Here is a 17,591-nt window from a genome sequence, read left to right as displayed (position 1 = left end):
TATCGTTCCCAATCGACTTTTGCATACGTTCATGTACCAAACTTAACAAAGCGTAGAGAGCGCGTAAAAGTAAAACATCTCTCGAAAGGCTTAGATTGTCAAACCATCTCAGAGAAATATAGCTGTTTTTGTCATACTACTCTAGTAAAAGTAACGACGCTTTGCGGTTCGATTCAATACTAAAAAACGAAAATAGCAAAGCGCTTTCTTAGCGACAACTACGTTTTTAAATTGTCTCAAGTGATATTTTATACGCTACTGCGTAAAGTACGCACTATTTTGTAGCTCTATTTAAAGAGCTTTAAGCACTGCCTGGAAGAGATCGGGGCTGCAAGTAAAGTCTTAGATAGTGCTAATATCCTACGTAGGAAAAACATTAGAGTGCTAAAGCTAACAAGAGAGATTCCTAAGTATCACTTTTGACAAAGCGATTTCCGGAATAGTTGTCGTTGTCTTTTTTGAGCATGATCGCTTCAACGCGCTTTAATAGCATGGGAACTTTTGATGCACTTCTACGTCATCGCAATCATGTTCTACCCTCTCAGCAACCGTCGCGTGGTTTTGGTACGACCGCTCTGGCTTTTGCAGCAGTTGAGCAGTGCGAGCGTTCGGTGCGTTCCCATTACTGCACTTGCACTGCTGCTTTTGCCATTGGCTGGAATGGCTCAGGTCGTCGATCGAACATCCGTTCCCTCAGTAATCCCCTCAGCCAACCCTACGCCTGATCCCTCATTGACTCAGACTGAGGATGGTTATTTGTTAGGCGCTGGCGATCGCGTCCGCATCGATTTTTTCAACGTACCCGAATACAGTGGGGAATACTTGGTATTACCCAATGGAGCGGTGAATCTGCCGCAAGTAGGTGCGGTCTCTGTGCAGGGTCGAACGCTCAAGCAGGCATCGACCGCGATCGCGGCGAAGTACGAACCCTATTTGACGCGCCCAATCGTGACCATTGGTCTTCTGGCAGCACGACCGCTAAGATTGGCGATCGCGGGTGAAGTCAATCGACCGGGAACCTACAACGTGCAGGCTGTTTCGGCTACCTCAGATACAGGTGTTCCCAGCGTGACGCGTTTGATCCAGCTTGCTGGCGGCATCACACAGGCGGCAGATGTGCGACAGGTTGAAGTGCGTCGCCCACGCCCTTACAACGGTGGCGCAGATGCCCTCATCAAGGTTGACCTCTGGCAACTCTTAAAAGCAGGCAACTTACGGCAGGATTTGCGGTTGCAAGATGGCGACAGTATTTTTATCCCTTCTGCTACAAATACTAATTTAGAGGAAGCGCAACGACTGGCAGCAGCGACGTTTGCAGCCCCCAGCGATCGTCCGCTACGCATTGCCGTGGTTGGTGAGGTGAATCGTCCTGGACCCTACATTCTGACTCCCGACCAAACCAATCCAACGAACCAGACAAACGGTTCCCCTGTTAACCCGCTGTCTACCAACGCTAATTTGAAGGTTCCCACGGTGACGCGGGCAATTCAAACGGCAGGCGGTATTACCCAAGCAGCCGATATTCGGCGCGTTGAGATTCGGCGTACCACACAGGCGGGTCCAATGCAAACCATCAACGTTGACTTCTGGAGTTTGCTGCAAGCTGGCGATTTGCGTCAAGATTTGCCATTGCAGGAAGGCGATACGATCGTCATTCCCACCGCAACGGCTCTGGACAATACGGAAGCAACGAAAATCGCGGCTGCCAGCTTTGCACCCGATCGCATCACGGTCAATGTTGTTGGTGAAGTAGTGCGACCGGGTCCAGTGCAGGTACCGCCGAATACGCCGCTAAACCAGGCAGTGCTGGCAGCAGGCGGTTTTAACAATCGTGCTAAAAAAGGTGAGGTGACGTTTATCCGGCTGAACCCGAACGGAACCGTGGCACGACGCGACGTTGACGTTGACTTTGCTCAGGGCTTGAACGATAAGAGCAATCCCGCAATGCGAAACAATGACACGATCGTCGTGCGGCGATCGGGTCTTGCGGCTGTAACGGATACGTTAGGGTCTGTGCTATCGCCCATTGGCGGCGTATTCAGCATCATTAATCTTTTGGGCTTTTAACCTGTTCAGATCCCCGACTTCTTTAAGAAATCGGGGATCTGAAGCTAGCTACCGGGTGGGTGTTCTAGCGCGATCGCGCCCAGTACTCCGGTACGAAAATCATTCAACAACTGACGTGCGGTGCGTTCCACATCACCTTGATGACGGTGCGTTGCCAGTTCATGGAGGTAGCTTTCGCCAGTGAGCGATTGAGCATCCAGGCTGTAACGCGATCGCAGTGCCGACTCCACTTCTAGATCTTTAAGCAAATCCACCAGTGAGGCGGCAACCCGCTGATTATCGTAAGCCGCTTCACCAATGTCATCGCAAATTGCCAGCTTAAGTGCGGCATCCTGATCAGTGAGTCGTGATGGCAGCACACCAGGCGCATCTAGCAGTTCGATTTGATCGGAAATCCTGACCCACCGCAATTGCTTGGTGATGCCTGCACGACGGGCGCTATCCACTACACGACGATTCAGCAAACGGTTAATGAGCGCTGATTTGCCGACGTTTGGGAAGCCGATGACGACAGCACGAACAGGACGGGGCAACATGCCTCGATCGCGCCGACGCTGGTTCATTTGTGTGCCTGCAATTTGCGCTGCCTGTAACACGGTTTCAATGCCTTTCCCATGTTGGGCATCGGTAAAGTAGGGTTCTTCGCCCTGCGATCGAAACCACTCGATCCACTGCTGCCGCGCCTGAGCCGGGATCATATCAATACGGTTCATTACCAGCACGCGCCCTTTCGTGCCTAACCACTGCTGCACTTGGGGATGCTCCGTTGAAAGCGGAATCCGCGCATCGCGCACTTCCAGCACAACATCAACCCGCTTAAGCTGCTCCATCAGCGCTTTTTCGGCTTTCGCAATGTGACCGGGATACCACTGAATCGGAGGCGTTGTCATGAGAAGTACAGCACAAACGTTGAGGAAGGAATTACATTCGCTCTAGCGATCGTAGCTGACTGAGAAGGTTTTCTTTGCCGAAGACGTAGACATTGCTGGTGGGATTCGCACTAACCTTAACGCTGGCATTCAGCTTTGAAACTGCACATCCTCATACAACAGCGCGATCGGGCATCGAAACGTAATGCTCGCTAGCTCAAGCTCATCACCATCTAAATAGTGCGTCAACTCCCACTTATCTGCTGCATTCAGTCGAAAACACTCAACGCTAATGCGATCGGCATCGACCAGAACATATTCTTGCAGCGTTTTGATGGTGCGGTAGTGAGCAAATTTCCCACCTCGATCGTACGCTTCGGTTGCTGGTGAAAGCACTTCGACAATAAGGCAAGGATGCTCGATGAATTGAGTCGCTGGACGATCGCGCTCATCACAGCTTACCGAGAGATCGGGGTAGTGAAAGGGTCCATTCCCTGTGATGCCAACCTTGACATCAGAATTAAAGACGCGGCAACCACTACCGCGAAGATGAGGTTTCAGTGCTGTTGCCAGGTTTAACGCAATGGTGCCATGAGAAATTGTGCCGCCTGTCATGGCGAAGACATCGCCGTTGACGTACTCGTAGCGGAGTTCTTGCTCTTGCTCCCAATTCAGGTATGCCTGCGGTGTCAACTTCTGAAAGTGTGCAACCATCGCTCCCTCATCTACGGCACAATCAGCACAGGGCAAGGCGACAGATTGATCACGCGATTGGTCACGCTATCGGATACGCCTTCATCAGTCAGCCCTAAGCCACGACAGCCCATGACGATCAAATCGGCATCTACTTCGTCGGCAACGTCACAGATGGTGAAAGCGGGTTTGCCTTCACGCTCGATCGCGTCTGCCTCAATACCCTGCTGCGAAAAAAGAGACTTAGCACTAAGCAACAGTTCAGCGATCGCCTCTGGTGAAGTCATCGCGTCAGCCGTACCATCCTCGGTGGGCGGTTCCACAACCGAGAGCAGGATCAGGCGGCTTTGATGGATTTTGACAACGCCAGCAACGGTTTCAGCCGCTTGTTGGGATTCGCGGCTACGGTCGATCGGAAAAAGCACAGTCTTAAACATAGTTAGCATTACCGAGGACACACACTTCGGTACAATAGGTAAAAAGACTCATTTAGGAGATTTTTGCGGTGCCGAAGAAGACTTTAGCCAGTTTATCATCCTCTGATTTGTCCAGTAAGCGCGTCCTCGTGCGGGTAGATTTTAACGTTCCTTTAGATGATCAGGGCAACATTACCGACGATACGCGCATCCGTGCTGCTTTACCGACGATTCAAGCTTTAACATCCAAAGGTGCAAAAGTCATCTTGGCAAGCCACTTTGGTCGTCCCAAAGGTGACGATTATGCGGCTCGTGTTTCCGATAAATTTCGTCTGACACCCGTTGCTAAGCGCTTATCTGAATTGCTGGGTAAGCCTGTAGTCAAAACGGATGACTCGATCGGTGCTGATGTGGCTGCTAAAGTCGGTGGGCTGAGCAATGGCGATGTACTGCTGCTCGAAAACGTTCGCTTCCATCCGGGTGAAGAAAAGAACGATCCCGACTTTGCTAAGCAACTGGCATCGGTGGCTGATTTGTATGTGAACGATGCCTTTGGTACGGCACATCGCGCCCACGCTTCCACGGAAGGTGTCACTCACTACCTCAGACCATCGGTGGCAGGCTTGTTGATTGAGAAAGAACTGCAATTTTTACAGGACGCGATCGAAAACCCTCAGCGTCCCCTTGCGGCGATCGTCGGTGGCTCCAAAGTTTCCAGTAAGATCACCGTCATCGAAACTCTGCTCGATAAAGTAGACAAGCTGCTGATCGGTGGCGGCATGATCTTCACCTTCTACAAAGCGCGTGGTCTCAACGTCGGTAAATCTCTGGTAGAAGAAGACAAATTGGAACTGGCAAAAGCGCTCGAAGCAAAGGCTAAAGCCAAAGGCGTTGATCTGCTCTTGCCGACCGATGTGGTGATCGCTGACAATTTTGCTGCCGATGCGAACGCTCAAACCGTCAGCGTCGAAAACATTCCCGATGGCTGGATGGGCTTGGATATTGGTCCCGATTCCGTCAAGGTTTTTCAAGAGGCTCTTTCCACCTGCAAATCTGTCATTTGGAACGGACCAATGGGTGTGTTTGAGTTCGACAAGTTTGCAGTGGGCACAGAGGCGATCGCGCGTACCCTCGCAGACCTCACCAAAACGGGTACCACAACGATTATCGGGGGCGGAGACTCGGTCGCAGCCGTCGAAAAAGTCGGTGTTGCCGAGCAAATGAGCCACATTTCAACGGGCGGTGGTGCCAGCCTGGAACTGCTCGAAGGCAAAGAATTACCTGGTATTGCGGCGCTGGATGATGCCTAATCGGTGACCGACCGAAAGGGGCGATCGTGCCGTCTTTCGCTTCTAGCGGTACAGCGTTCCAACAACTATTTTCTACTGATCAGCCCTCATACCGATCGCTCCTTCTTTTGAGAGGAGTGCAGGGATGAGGGTTTCTTTTGTTAAGGTTGACGCAAAAGCCGGGTCTCTTCGGAGGAATGTGCTGTTTGAGCATTCAGGTAGCGTTCCGAAACTGGTTGCTGGAGTCCAAACTCCACCTTAAAGTAGACTGCTTGATTTTAGAGGACTATCTCTTGATAGAGAAGTCGTTACAAGCTTTGGGTTACTCTTTGCGATGAATGCATTCATTGTGCACTCACCGCACCAAGCTGGCTTCCTTTCATGTTGTTACATTCGCCTGTTTGCTGACCGATTCGGCAATCGATTAAACGTCCCTTTTTCTCACCCAAAACGTTAGTTAGAAGGTTTACGCTATGGCGACAGCTTACAAGATCAAACTTACGAACGAGGCAGAAGGTATTGATCAAACTGTAGACGTTCCAGATGATGCGTACATTCTTGAAACGGCTGAAAACGAAGGCATGGAGCTACCTTTTTCATGTCGTCAAGGGGTGTGTTCCACATGCACTGGAAAGCTGGTGGAAGGCTCGGTTGACCAATCAGAGCAGTCCTACCTTAGTGAAGATCAGATCGCTGCTGGTTATGTATTGATTTGTGTCTCACATCCTACGTCTGACTGCACCATTGAGACGCACAAAGAGGAAGAACTCGTCTAGGCAGGCTAGTTAGTTACAAAGGGGGTGTTCGATCGCCCCCTCAAAACGTTCCTTCTAACGCTGGAATGCAGCGCTCACACAATAACGGATGGTCTGCCGATTCGCCAACGTGGGTGGAGTAGTTCCAGCAGCGATCGCACTTTTTGCCATCTGCATCTACCACGCCAATTTGGAGCGCATTCGTTTGAGCGCTATATTTCAAGCCATCTAAACTTTCTGGAGAATCCAACAGTTCGACTTGAGAGGTGAGGAACAGGTAGCGCAACTCATCTACACCATTACCGCTCAAGCTAGCGGCAGGATTGAGCGCTTGCAGGGTTTGCTTAAGTTGAGCATCTGTGGTGTACAGCAGCAGTTTGGCTTCTAGAGAAGAGCCGATCGCTTTGTCAGTGCGGGCTTTTTCCAGCACTTTGTTGACCTCATCGCGGCTCTGGGCGAGGGTTTGCCATTTTGTCGCCAGCTCTGGTGCGCGCCATTGATCCTCCAGCGTGACCCATCCTGCCTGGAAGACAGATTTGTGGGGCGTGGAGTAGGGCAGCGCTTGCCAGATGTCTTCTGCCATGTGGGAAAGGACAGGCGCGATCGCTTTTGCCAGATTTTCGAGGGCGATCGCCAGCACGGTTTGGCAACTGCGACGACGAGGCGAATCGACTGCGCTGATGTAGAGCCGATCCTTGGCGCTGTCGAGATAGAAGTTGGAGAGATCCACGACGCAGAAATTCAGCACTGTTTGGAAGAAGCGGAAGAATTGGAAGCTATCAAAGGCATCCGTCACTTCGCTGAAAACTTCGGTGATGCGATGGAGCAGGTAGCGATCGAGTTCCGGCAGTTGGTCATAGGGAACCGCATGTTTCGCTGGATCAAAATCATGCAGGTTTCCCAGCAAAAAACGCGCCGTGTTGCGGATCTTGCGGTACACATCTGCCATCTGCTTCAACACAGTTTTGCCCAGCCGCATATCTGAGGAGTAATCCACAGACGACACCCACAGTCGCAGCACATCGGCACCATAGGGCGGTTCTTCCTTCTGGTTTTTGCCGCCGTTGATCACAATCATCGGATCAACCACGTTACCAAGAGACTTACTCATCTTGTAACCCTGCTCATCCAGCACAAAGCCGTGAGTCAGAACGGTCTTATAAGGTGCACACCCGTTCACTGCCACACTGGTCAGCAAACTCGATTGGAACCAACCGCGATGTTGGTCGGAACCTTCCAGGTACAGATCGGCGGGGTAGAAAAGGTGAGAGGGTTGTAGCTTGCTTCCGCTTTGCGGTAGAGAGAGGGGTGTAGCCTCCTGCCCTCTGCCTTCTGCCTCCTGCCCTCTGCCTTCTAGGACTGCTGCCCAAGAGGAGCCGGAGTCGAACCACACGTCCATCGTATCGGTGCCTTTGCGATAGCTGTGTCCGTTGTTGCGATACGCTTCAGGCAATAGTTCCTCGACGGGTAACTCCCACCAGGCATCGGAACCTTTCTCGGCAACGATCGCCTGCACAAACGCGATCGTGTCCTGATTAAGCAACGGCTCTCCAGTGGCTTCGTCGTAGAACACAGGGATGGGTACACCCCAACTGCGCTGACGGGAGATACACCAGTCTGATCGCTCTGCCACCATTGGTGTGATGCGGTTTTCGCCCTGGGCAGGAATCCAGCGCACGTCGGCGATCGCGTCTAAGGCACGATCGCGGAACCCTTCAACGGAGGCAAACCACTGTTCGGTGGCTCGAAAGATAGTTGGTTTTTTGGTGCGCCAGTCGTAAGGATATTTGTGGACGTAGGGTTCTTCTTTCAGCAAGGATTGTGCCTCTCGGAGCGCATCAATTACCGCTGTATTGCCGTCACCTAAAACGTTCAAACCAGCAAACTGTCCCGCTTCTTCAGTGAAGTTGCCGTCATCATCCACCGGCGCCAGGATGGGCAAGCCGTAACGTTGTCCTACCAGGTAGTCATCCTGACCGTGACCGGGAGCCGTGTGGACTAACCCTGTACCTGCTTCTGTCGTGACGTAATCGCCACCGATCACGATTTCGCTGCGACGGTCAAAGAGAGGATGCTGATAGGTTGTGTGCTCCAGCGTTTTACCGACTAATGTTGCCTGTACGGTCAGCGTGGTGCCCAGCACTTCGGAGAGGCGATCGACCAGATCTTTCGCCACGATGAGATACTTGAACCGACCCGGCGCGTTTTCTCCCACTTCTACCACGGCATAGATCAGCTCTGGGTTGACGCTGACGGCTAAGTTGGCAGGAATCGTCCAGGGAGTCGTCGTCCAGATCGCAACGCCCAATTCGCCCGTACCCATAAAGGAATCGAGCGCCATCATCAAGGCTGGCGATAGCTGTTTGACTTCAAAGGCGGCGTAAAGGCTGCGCGAGGTATGCCCTTCGGGATACTCCAGTTCTGCCTCTGCCAGTGCCGTCTTAGAACTGGGACTCCAGTAGACAGGCTTCAAACCGCGATAGATGTAGCCTTTCAGCACCATCTGACCAAACACACCGATCTGAGCCGCTTCATACTCCGGCTTCAGGGTCAGGTAGGGATGCTCCCAATCGCCCCAGACACCGTAGCGCTTGCAGTCTTGACGCTGCTGGTCAATGGTTTTAAGGGCAAACTCTTTCGCTTTTTGCCGCAGTTTCAACGGTGTGAGCGCTTTACGCTCGTCGGCTTTCAGGGTTTGCAGCACTTTTAGCTCGATCGGCAACCCGTGGCAATCCCATCCCGGCACGTAGCGCACCTTCCGTCCTCGCAGCAGGTGGTACTTGTTGATGACATCTTTCAACACTTTGTTGAGGGCGTGCCCCATGTGCAGCGAACCGTTGGCATAGGGCGGACCGTCGTGCAGCACAAACACGTCGCCTGGGTTTTCCTGCGAGAGATGCTCATAGAGCTTTTCTGCTTCCCAAAATGCCTGTAGCTCCGGCTCTCGTTTGACGGCGTTGGCACGCATATCAAAGTTGGTTTTGGGAAGATTAACAGTGTCTTTGTAGGAGCCGGGTTCTGTCACAGTCATGGAGTTGGGCACTAAGGGTTAGGGAGCGATGCACGAAACTTAAGGAATCAACGATCGGCTTCGTTGAGCCAAAGCTATTTGTAGTATATGTGTAGTATAACAGTGACTCATTGTGAGCCGCTACTTCACCGTCTTAAGCTAAAGCTTACTATCGTTGGCAAATGATCTGAAGCCTCAAGTTTAGCGAATCACGGTATTACAGACTCAAACTCACCGCAGAGCAAAATTCATTCACGAGATAGAGACGAGGCAACTCTGAATTTGAGACGCTAATGGAGCGCTGATGTTTTGGTTAGCGATTCGTTCTTGATAGGAAAGCGTATGGTTGGCATCAATGAAATTAAAACGGTTGGATTGCTGGGTTTACTGAGTGGAATTTTTGTCCTTGCTGGGTACTATCTCGTCGGTGATGAATCGGGTCTGCTGCTGGGGCTAGGCATTGCGGCGATCACTAGCTTTGGTTCCTGGTTCTATTCAGACAAAGCCGCCTTAGCCGCCTATCAAGCGCAACCGATCGCCCGTGAACAGTCTCCCGAACTCTACGATATGGTGGCTCGTCTCAGCGATCGCGCTGGCATTCCCATGCCCAAGCTCTTTGTGGTGCCGACCAAATCTCCCAATGCATTTGCCACAGGGCGCGACCCTCAACACGCCGCGATCGCGGTGACAGAAGGCATTACTGAATTGCTAAATCGTGAGGAGCTAGAAGGGGTCATCGCTCACGAACTCACCCATGTCAAAAACCGCGATACATTGACTCAGGCAGTTGCTGGCACGGTTGCCGGAGCTATTACCTACCTGGGACGGTTGCTAAGTTTGGGGGCGCTGTATGGACCCGTCACCCGTGACGATCGTCGGGGCGCAAATCCCTTTGGGCTATTGTTTCTCATCGTTCTGGCTCCCCTGTCTGCGATGTTGATTCAGCTTGCCATTTCTCGGACACGTGAATTTTCGGCTGATCAGGGTTCTGCCACCATTACAGGCAACCCGATCGCGCTGGCTCATGCCCTTGAAAAACTGGAAGCCGTCGGTCATGAAATTCCCATGCACGGCAACCCAGCGATGTCGCCGCTGCTGATTGTGAATCCACTGTCAGCGCAAGGACTACAGGCACTCTTTCGGACTCACCCGACGACAGAAGAACGCATTCGACGCTTAACCGAGTTGGCACAGCAGCAGCCTGTTGATCCAGCGTTTGCTTGAGATGCTTAGGTTTGCTGACGGCGGCTCATGCGCGGCAAAAACTGGTTAGAGAGGTCATCTACGCTGCTTACAGCGGCTTTCTTTCACTTGAGCAGACCACAAATAGTAGGGTGGGCAATGTCTACCCTACTACTGTATAGAACTCTTTAACGTTGAAACCCTTTGGCAAGAGGTGAACCAAACCGATCGCTCCTTGAGTTAAACTCAGCCACCTCACGAAACGCCGAGAAAAACGCGTTCGCAGGCAACTGAGGTGCTGGTAACCTGTCTCGTAAAGCAACCCGGTTTCTGCGTCAGCCCTGACATTTCCTGACCTTTAATAAATTTCGTATCGTCTGGTGTGAAATCACAGGTATTTAGCATCACACCTGCTTAGGATGATCTCAGTAATTAAACGTTTCCTGAGCCACTGTTGCTTCCTAATCAAACACTATGACCCAGCTTGAATTGACGCAGTGCCTGCATTTGGCTAAAACGCTAGATTTAATTGTGTCGAGCCGCATGATTAATGGGGTCTTGTATGTCTACAATGCCGCTGGGCAAAAAAGACCGTGGGATAGCTTCGTGTCTGACTATCCGTTAGAACGGCTGCGAGCCATGATCGATCGGATGCAGATACGTCCTAAAGCAGCTAGCTAGAATTGTTGCAAAAAGCGCAAATCGCTGGTGTAGAGGCGGCGAATGTCATCAATTTGGTGCAGCACCATTGCCAGACGTTCAACGCCCATACCAGCCGCAAAGCCTGTATAAACTTCAGGGTCATAACCAACGGCTTTTAAGACATTGGGGTCTACCATACCGCAGCCCATAATCTCTAGCCAGCGTCCTTTCCATTGCACATCCACCTCGGCGGATGGCTCTGTAAACGGAAAGAAGCTGGGACGAAAGCGGATCGGCACTTCGCCAAACAGTTGCTCTAAAAATACTTTGATGGTGCCCTTTAAGTCAGTGAAGGTCAGCCCTTCATCGACTGCCAGGATCTCAACCTGGTGAAAGACCGCAGAATGGGTTGCATCCACCGTATCGCGTCGATAGCAGCGCCCCGGCATCACAATCCGCACAGGTGGATCGTTGGTTTCCATGTAGCGAATCTGTACAGAAGACGTGTGCGTTCGCATGATGTTGCCATCGGGCAAATACAGCGTGTCCTGCATGTCGCGCGCGGGATGATCGGGCAAAAAGTTCAACGCCTCAAAGTTGTAATAGTCCGTCTCCATTTCTGGACCTTCGGCGATGGTGTAGCCCAAACCGACAAAGATGTCATTGACGCGATCCATCATGCCGTTGATTGGGTGAATGCGCCCCTGGGGACGATACACACCGGACATGGTAATATCCAGGGTTTCCGCCTCAAGCTGTGCTTGAATCTGGGCAGTTTGCAAGGTGGTACGACGACGATCGAGATCGTTCTGAATTGCCTCTTTCACCTCATTTGCCAATGCCCCAATGCGGGGGCGATCGCTGGCATCAAGCTTGCCCATCCCACCTAGCACTTGAGGAATCGGTCCTTTCTTGCCCAAATACTTCACCCGAAGCTGCTCCAGTTGCTCCAGCGAGTCCGTCGCTGCCAGAGCCTGTTGTGCTTCCTGCCGAATGGATTCTAATTGTGCTGCAAGTTCTTGAAGCTGAACAGTCATACTGATGAAGTTATTAGTTGTTAGGTTTTAGTTGTTGGTCTAGTTAGGCTCATAACCACTGGCTGTTAGCTCACTAGACCCTACAGTTTGGCAAGAATCTGAAGTGGAATTGCTAGTTTTGATGAGACTCAAATAACCGCGCTCAAGCGACCGTCTTTGCTCTTCAGTTTAAAGGCTGAATGGGTATAGATGTGCGATCGCTTGCCAAAATTTCCCACTCCCGTTCGGCTGAGCTCACGTCGAAGCCACTCCCCACTCCCTACTCCCCACTCCCTAACCGACCAATGAAACTACTCATCAGCAACGATGACGGCATTTTCGCTCTGGGTATTCGCTCTCTTGCGAACCGTTTAGCAGAAGCAGGACATCACGTAACAGTTGTGTGCCCCGATCGAGAGCGATCGGCGACCGGGCACGGACTCACGCTGCATCAGCCGATTCGCGCTGACATCGTCGAGTCTGTCTTTCATCCCAGCGTGAAAGCCTGGGCTTGCTCTGGCACCCCTTCAGATTGCGTTAAACTAGCGCTGTGGGCGTTGTTGGATAGTCCTCCAGATCTGGTGCTTTCTGGCATCAATCATGGGTCTAACCTCGGTACGGACGTGCTTTACTCAGGCACAGTATCAGCCGCGATGGAGGGTGTCATTGAGGGCATTCCTGGTATTGCGTTTAGTCTTGCCAGTTCTGCGTCATCCGAGTTTCAGCCAGCCGCCGCGTTTGCTGCCTCGCTGGTGGCGCAATTAGCTAAACAACCGCTGCCAGAACTGCTGTTATTAAACGTGAATGTACCAGCAGTGAAAGCAGGGGCGATCGCGGGTGTAAAAGCCACTCGTCAGGGCATTCGCCGCTACATCGACGTGTTTGAAAAGCGACTTGACCCACGCGGCAAAACCTACTATTGGCTGGCTGGTGAATTGCTAGAAGAGGTAGATGATGCTTCTGAGCTAACCGAGCAAACCCTAACGGATGTCCAGGCGATTCGCCAAAACTACATCACACTGACTCCCTTGCAGTACAACTTGACGGCTGCTTCTGGGCTGGCAAGCTTGAAGAACTGGAAATTTGATCTTCCCGTTGAGTATGCTGAGTAGACGCAGAACGTTAGCAGTTCACAAGCAATGGAGCAGAGTGTGACATCGCATCAGTGATTCAGCAAGGAGGCTTGACCGCGCTCACTACGAGGACACAGTATGGTAAAAACTTCCAGCCATTCTGTGCGTATGTGTTGCTGAATGGGTACTGTAACTCAAAGCCCTATGAAAGACAGAGGATATTTGTTACTGTTGCACCGTTTGGGATGATCAAACGCTACAACCTTGATGAAGAGATCACTGAGTAATGCGATCGCGATCACTGACATAGACGACGATTTTTATAAAGCTGCCTGGAAGGGGCAAATTAGGTATCGTTTTTAACATTGTATTCGTCCAGGTTTAGCTTTCTGGTTACCGAGAGCGCTGTTTCTGGAAACTCGATCGAATCTTGCAAGAAATACCCATGTCCAATACAGAAAATCAGTTCACAGCCACCTTCTGGGGCGTTCGGGGAAGTATTGCTAGTCCAGGCTCCGCCACGGTTCGCTATGGGGGCAACACTCCTTGCGTAGAAATGCGAGTAGGGGGCGATCGCCTGATTTTTGACGGCGGCACGGGCATTCGAGTGTTGGGTCAGTCCCTGTTGTCCCAGATGCCACTCGAAGCGCACATGTTTTTTACGCACTCCCACTGGGATCACATTCAGGGCTTTCCGTTTTTTGTGCCAGCGTTTGCGAAGGGTAATCGCTTTAATATTTATGGGGCGATCGCGCCCAATGGTTCCACGATGGAGCAGCGTCTGAATGATCAAATGCTGCATCCAAATTTTCCGGTGCCGCTACAGATCATGGGCGCAGACCTGAAATTTAACGATATTGAAGTCGGACAATCGGTGCAAATCAACGACGTTCTGGTCGAAAATGCCCTGCTGAATCACCCAGGGCAGGCAGTCGGCTACCGGGTTAGCTGGCGAGGTCATGCAGCCGCTTATGTGACCGATACAGAACATTTTCCAGACCATTTGGATGAGAACGTCTTGTTCTTGGCTGACCAGGCTGATCTGCTGATCTATGATGCGACGTATACCGACGAAGAATATTACTCCAAGCAATCTAGTAAAGTCGGTTGGGGGCACTCGACCTGGCAAGAAGCCGTCAAGATTGCCAAAGCCGCTAACGTGAAAACGCTGGTGATCTTTCATCACGACCCCTTGCACAGCGACGACTTTCTCGATCAAGTAGGAGCTGAAGTTGCCGCCGCTTTTCCTAACAGCGTGATGGCGCGGGAGGGTTTAGTGATCCAAATTTCGCCGCCAGCCGCCAGGTTAGACCCGATGTCGATCGAGGCTGAAGTTGGGGTATCGGTGTAGATAAGGTGCTGGGGAGACTGGGAGGCAGCGGGAGCAATACAACACTTAAACCGCCCTTCAGTTCGACTCAGCGAGAGTAAGACTTCCTCTGCTTCCTCCGCTCCTCTGCTTCCCCCACTCCCCCTGCTTCCCCCACTCCTCCTCTCTTCTCACCCATCTCTCCATCCACTAATCTCGCCGTCCCTTTGTGTGTCAAGATGTAAAGCGTGTGGGTTACTTCGTCGCCAACTACTATTCTGACTCCAACTGCCGTTGCCCTGGGAAACTTTGATGGTGTGCATCAAGGGCATCGACAGGTCATTGCACCTGTTCTTTTGGACTCAGACACCGGGCGAGACGATCGCAGCCATGCAACGGTGGTAACGTTTCACCCTCACCCGCAAGAGTTTTTTACCGGACAAACGCGCCTTTTGCTGACACCTTTACCTGAAAAGGCGGCACAGCTTAGCGCGATCGGAGTAGAGCAGCTTGTTTTATTGCCCTTTGACCAAACGCTTGCCAGCTTAAGTCCAGAGCAATTTGTTGAAAATGTTCTTCTAAAGCAACTCAGGGCAACGAAAGTGAGCATTGGCTCCGATTTTTGTTTTGGGCGGCAGCGATCGGGCACCGCAGAAACCTTGCAGGCGATCGCGGCTAAACACGGCATTGCTGTTAGCATCGCCCCGCTGAAAAATTTGGGAGCCGATCGCATTAGCAGTTCTGCGATTCGTCAGGCGCTACAGCAAGGAGATATGCAGCGTGCCAACCAGCTCTTGGGGCGATCGTATAGGCTGATTGGCACAGTCGTTCAAGGGCAGCAGCTTGGGCGGACGATCGGGTTTCCAACAGCAAACTTGCACCTTCCTCCAGACAAATTTTTGCCTTGTTCCGGCACTTACGCTGTTCACGTTCACTGTTGTGATCAAGGGAGTGAGGTCGATTTGTCAGTAGTGCCTAAGCTACCTGGCGTGATGAATATTGGCTATCGTCCCACGGTGAACGGTACGACGCAGACGATCGAGGTGCATCTATTTGATTGGTCAGGTGATTTATACGACCAGACCCTCACGGTCAGCCTGGAAGCGTTCTTGCGATCGGAACAAAAGTTTCCCTCTCTGGATGCTCTCAAAGCCCAGATTCAGGCAGATTGCGATGCTGCTCGTTTGTTGCTTTAAGCGGCACTGCCAAACTGCTACTGACCTCTAGGTAACTGGGCACACTAAGCAAGTAGAGGTTATGACTATTCGCTTTAAGCCACACCTAGAGGATCAACTAAATGGCAAACGAGGGGCACCTTGCTTTGCTCAAGCAGGGTGTAACAACCTGGAATGAGTGGTGGTCGCACAATCCGAAGACGATTCCTAATCTTGAAGGTGCAAACCTACAGGGCACCAACCTGCGAGAAGCCAATTTTTATAGGGCTGACCTTAGAGAAGTCGCCTTCCAGCAAGTTGATCTGAGCATGGCAAACCTGGAAGGGGCAGATCTTGGGGTTGCGATGCTTGAAGGAGCGACCTTTTACACGGCAATCCTTTACAAAGCCAACCTGCGCGAAGCGAACCTTTACAAAGCTGACCTGCGCGAAGCCGATTTGAGCCATGTTGACTTGAGCATGGCAAACCTGCGTGAGGCAAACCTGAGCACAGCAATTCTGGAAGGCGCAACGCTTTACACGGCGCTCCTCTACAAAGCCAACCTGCGCGAGGCAAGCCTCTACAAAGCCGACCTGCGCGAGGCGGACTTTAGTATGGCAAATTTGCGCGAGGCTAACCTCAGTATGACCAACCTGAGTATGGCTAACTTGAGCATGACTAATTTAGTTGGGGCAACTCTTTACGAGGGAAACCTGCGGCAAGCAAACCTGAGCCTGGCAAACCTCTGCATGGCAAATCTCATCGGTGCCACACTGGAGAAAGCCAATTTAGTCGGTGCCACCCTCATCGGAGTGAACCTCTACAAGGCAAAACTAATCGGCGCAAACTTACGAGAAGCCGACTTGCGAGAGTCTACCCTCAGCATGAGCGACCTGAGTCATGCCAGCCTGCACGGTGCAAATTTGACCATGGCAAACCTTCAGGGAGCGAACTTGAGCAAGGCGAATTTGACCCTGGCAAATTTTCAGGATGCCAATTTACATCGGGCAAACCTGGCAGGTGCTAACCTACGGGAAACAAATCTTGCCGGAGCTTACCTGAAAGAGGCTACTATGCCGGATGGCACCGTGCAGGCTTAACGTTTGCGTCATTGACCCTTAGCGATCGCCTGACTTAGGAATGAGGATTCGATAAGAACTCTGTAACCAGTGTTAGCCATTAGCCGTAACACATTAAAGCAGGGGAGTCGATGCATTACACCACTCGTTTCCTAGACGACGGAACGGCTATTCAGCATCCTACAGAGGGAGAGGCTCAGGTTCTTAAAGACGCGCTCCTTGAGACTTAGACAGGCGTATTAGCCATCCATCACTAACCAGGTTGTGATGCATTGAGCGAAGAACGGGCAGCGATCGCCAAAAAGATTCTGGAAACACCTGTAAAGATAATGCTGATGCCAACCAGCAGCCCGATCGCAAAAGGACCATTGAAGGGCCACTCAAACCAGATTAAACCGCCCAGAACAAGCGTCGTGATGCCGTTAGCCAGCGACCAGATCCAGTTTGGTTGAGAGCGCCGTTGAAACGCATACACAATTTCAAACACACCTTCTGTCAGCAAAAACGCACCCAGTGCCAGTGTGAGCGTCAGGATGCCTTGCAGTGGATACACCAGCAGTAGTACAGCAGTGCCAATGTAGAGAAGGCTCAATAAAAGCTGCCACACGAAGCCGCCTTCCTGTCGCGTTTGAAAGGTGTAAACCAGTTTGGAAACACCGCTAAAGAGAATAATCCACGCAATCCAGCTTTCGGCAGCGAGTGTGCTGAAAAAAGGAAAGGCGATCGCGGCGATTCCTAATAAGATCAGCAGCACGCCAACCACGATCGACCCATTTAGACGACTTTTAACGTCGTTGGTCGAAACCCCAGTACTCATCGATATACCTCGTTACTTGCCTAAGTTATTTCCTCAAATTGTAGGACTGTCGTCTCTACCTTGAGATCCTTCGTTTGGAGGAATTGAATCGCCTGGACAGAAACCGGGTTTCTCTATCAGACGATGCCGTTGAACCTCCAGATTGGGTCTAGAAACCCGGTTTCTCTTAGGAGTTGTACAGAAATAACAGCATGGTCTGTAGCCGTCAGCCGTCAGCGAA

The 17,591-nt window shown here is 51.6% G+C and carries 15 protein-coding genes; 9 read left to right on the top strand and 6 right to left on the bottom strand.

Features of this window, described 5'->3' with window-relative positions; genetic code table 11:
- Positions 1-528: 528 nt before the first annotated feature.
- Positions 529-2,067 carry a polysaccharide biosynthesis/export family protein gene (locus AC5JO6_RS06760; protein ID WP_496080287.1) on the top strand — a complete coding sequence of 513 codons (1,539 nt, stop codon included), beginning with the start codon at positions 529-531 and terminating at the stop codon, positions 2,065-2,067.
- A gap of 44 nt (positions 2,068-2,111) precedes the next feature.
- Here the strand turns inward: AC5JO6_RS06760 and ylqF are convergent, their stop codons facing one another.
- The 3 genes from ylqF to AC5JO6_RS06745 form a co-directional block, all read right to left on the bottom strand.
- Complete coding sequence (gene ylqF, locus AC5JO6_RS06755; RefSeq protein WP_496080286.1) at positions 2,112-2,957, bottom strand: ribosome biogenesis GTPase YlqF; 846 nt, start codon at positions 2,955-2,957, stop codon at positions 2,112-2,114.
- Between the two features lie 129 nt (positions 2,958-3,086).
- Positions 3,087-3,650, bottom strand: coding sequence for a Uma2 family endonuclease (locus AC5JO6_RS06750; RefSeq protein ID WP_496080285.1), 564 nt, complete (start codon positions 3,648-3,650; stop codon positions 3,087-3,089).
- 11 nt (positions 3,651-3,661) lie between these two features.
- Positions 3,662-4,066, bottom strand: coding sequence for a universal stress protein (locus tag AC5JO6_RS06745; RefSeq protein ID WP_496080284.1), 405 nt, complete (start codon positions 4,064-4,066; stop codon positions 3,662-3,664).
- A 68-nt stretch (positions 4,067-4,134) separates the two neighbouring features.
- On the opposite strand from AC5JO6_RS06745, the gene AC5JO6_RS06740 reads away from it, so the two are divergent.
- Positions 4,135-5,355: a phosphoglycerate kinase gene (locus tag AC5JO6_RS06740; protein WP_496080283.1), complete on the top strand. Its 1,221-nt coding sequence runs from the start codon at positions 4,135-4,137 to the stop codon at positions 5,353-5,355.
- Positions 5,356-5,807: 452 nt separating this feature from the next.
- A complete protein-coding gene (locus AC5JO6_RS06735; RefSeq protein WP_496080282.1) occupies positions 5,808-6,110 on the top strand; it encodes a 2Fe-2S iron-sulfur cluster-binding protein in 303 nt (100 codons plus the stop codon).
- Positions 6,111-6,150: 40 nt separating this feature from the next.
- Here the strand turns inward: AC5JO6_RS06735 and ileS are convergent, their stop codons facing one another.
- Positions 6,151-9,114: an isoleucine--tRNA ligase gene (gene ileS / locus AC5JO6_RS06730; protein WP_496080351.1), complete on the bottom strand. Its 2,964-nt coding sequence runs from the start codon at positions 9,112-9,114 to the stop codon at positions 6,151-6,153.
- 327 nt (positions 9,115-9,441) lie between these two features.
- On the opposite strand from ileS, the gene AC5JO6_RS06725 reads away from it, so the two are divergent.
- Both AC5JO6_RS06725 and AC5JO6_RS06720 read left to right on the top strand, forming a co-directional pair.
- Positions 9,442-10,323: a zinc metalloprotease HtpX gene (locus AC5JO6_RS06725; RefSeq protein ID WP_496080281.1), complete on the top strand. Its 882-nt coding sequence runs from the start codon at positions 9,442-9,444 to the stop codon at positions 10,321-10,323.
- 432 nt (positions 10,324-10,755) lie between these two features.
- Entirely contained in the window at positions 10,756-10,962 is a 207-nt protein-coding gene (locus tag AC5JO6_RS06720) for a hypothetical protein (RefSeq protein WP_496080280.1), read from the top strand.
- Here the strand turns inward: AC5JO6_RS06720 and pheS are convergent.
- On the bottom strand, positions 10,959-11,960 hold the full coding sequence (pheS, locus tag AC5JO6_RS06715) for a phenylalanine--tRNA ligase subunit alpha (protein WP_496080279.1): 1,002 nt from the start codon (positions 11,958-11,960) through the stop codon (positions 10,959-10,961). The two genes, AC5JO6_RS06720 and pheS, sit on opposite strands and share 4 nt — an antisense overlap.
- A 284-nt stretch (positions 11,961-12,244) precedes the next feature.
- Here pheS and surE point away from each other — a divergent pair, with 284 nt between their 5' ends.
- The 4 genes from surE (at position 12,245) to AC5JO6_RS06695 (ending at position 16,575) form a co-directional block, all read left to right on the top strand.
- Positions 12,245-13,051 (top strand): 5'/3'-nucleotidase SurE, encoded by an 807-nt coding sequence (gene surE / locus AC5JO6_RS06710; protein WP_496080350.1) that lies wholly within the window; start codon positions 12,245-12,247, stop codon positions 13,049-13,051.
- A gap of 406 nt (positions 13,052-13,457) precedes the next feature.
- Complete coding sequence (locus AC5JO6_RS06705; protein ID WP_496080278.1) at positions 13,458-14,363, top strand: MBL fold metallo-hydrolase; 906 nt, start codon at positions 13,458-13,460, stop codon at positions 14,361-14,363.
- 206 nt (positions 14,364-14,569) lie between these two features.
- A complete protein-coding gene (locus AC5JO6_RS06700) occupies positions 14,570-15,517 on the top strand; it encodes a bifunctional riboflavin kinase/FAD synthetase (protein WP_496080277.1) in 948 nt (315 codons plus the stop codon).
- 101 nt (positions 15,518-15,618) lie between these two features.
- Positions 15,619-16,575, top strand: a complete 957-nt coding sequence (locus AC5JO6_RS06695) for a pentapeptide repeat-containing protein (RefSeq protein ID WP_496080276.1) — start codon at positions 15,619-15,621, stop codon at positions 16,573-16,575.
- Between the two features lie 232 nt (positions 16,576-16,807).
- Here the strand turns inward: AC5JO6_RS06695 and AC5JO6_RS06690 are convergent, their stop codons facing one another.
- The gene (locus tag AC5JO6_RS06690) at positions 16,808-17,371 is read right to left on the bottom strand and encodes an HdeD family acid-resistance protein (protein ID WP_496080275.1); all 564 of its coding nucleotides are present in this window, start codon (positions 17,369-17,371) and stop codon (positions 16,808-16,810) included.
- Between the last annotated feature and the right edge of the window lie 220 nt (positions 17,372-17,591).

The organism is Tildeniella sp. (assembly GCF_059505325.1).
The sequence above is the reverse complement of the archived record's forward strand: the minus strand, read 5'-3'. Positions and strand labels throughout refer to the sequence as shown.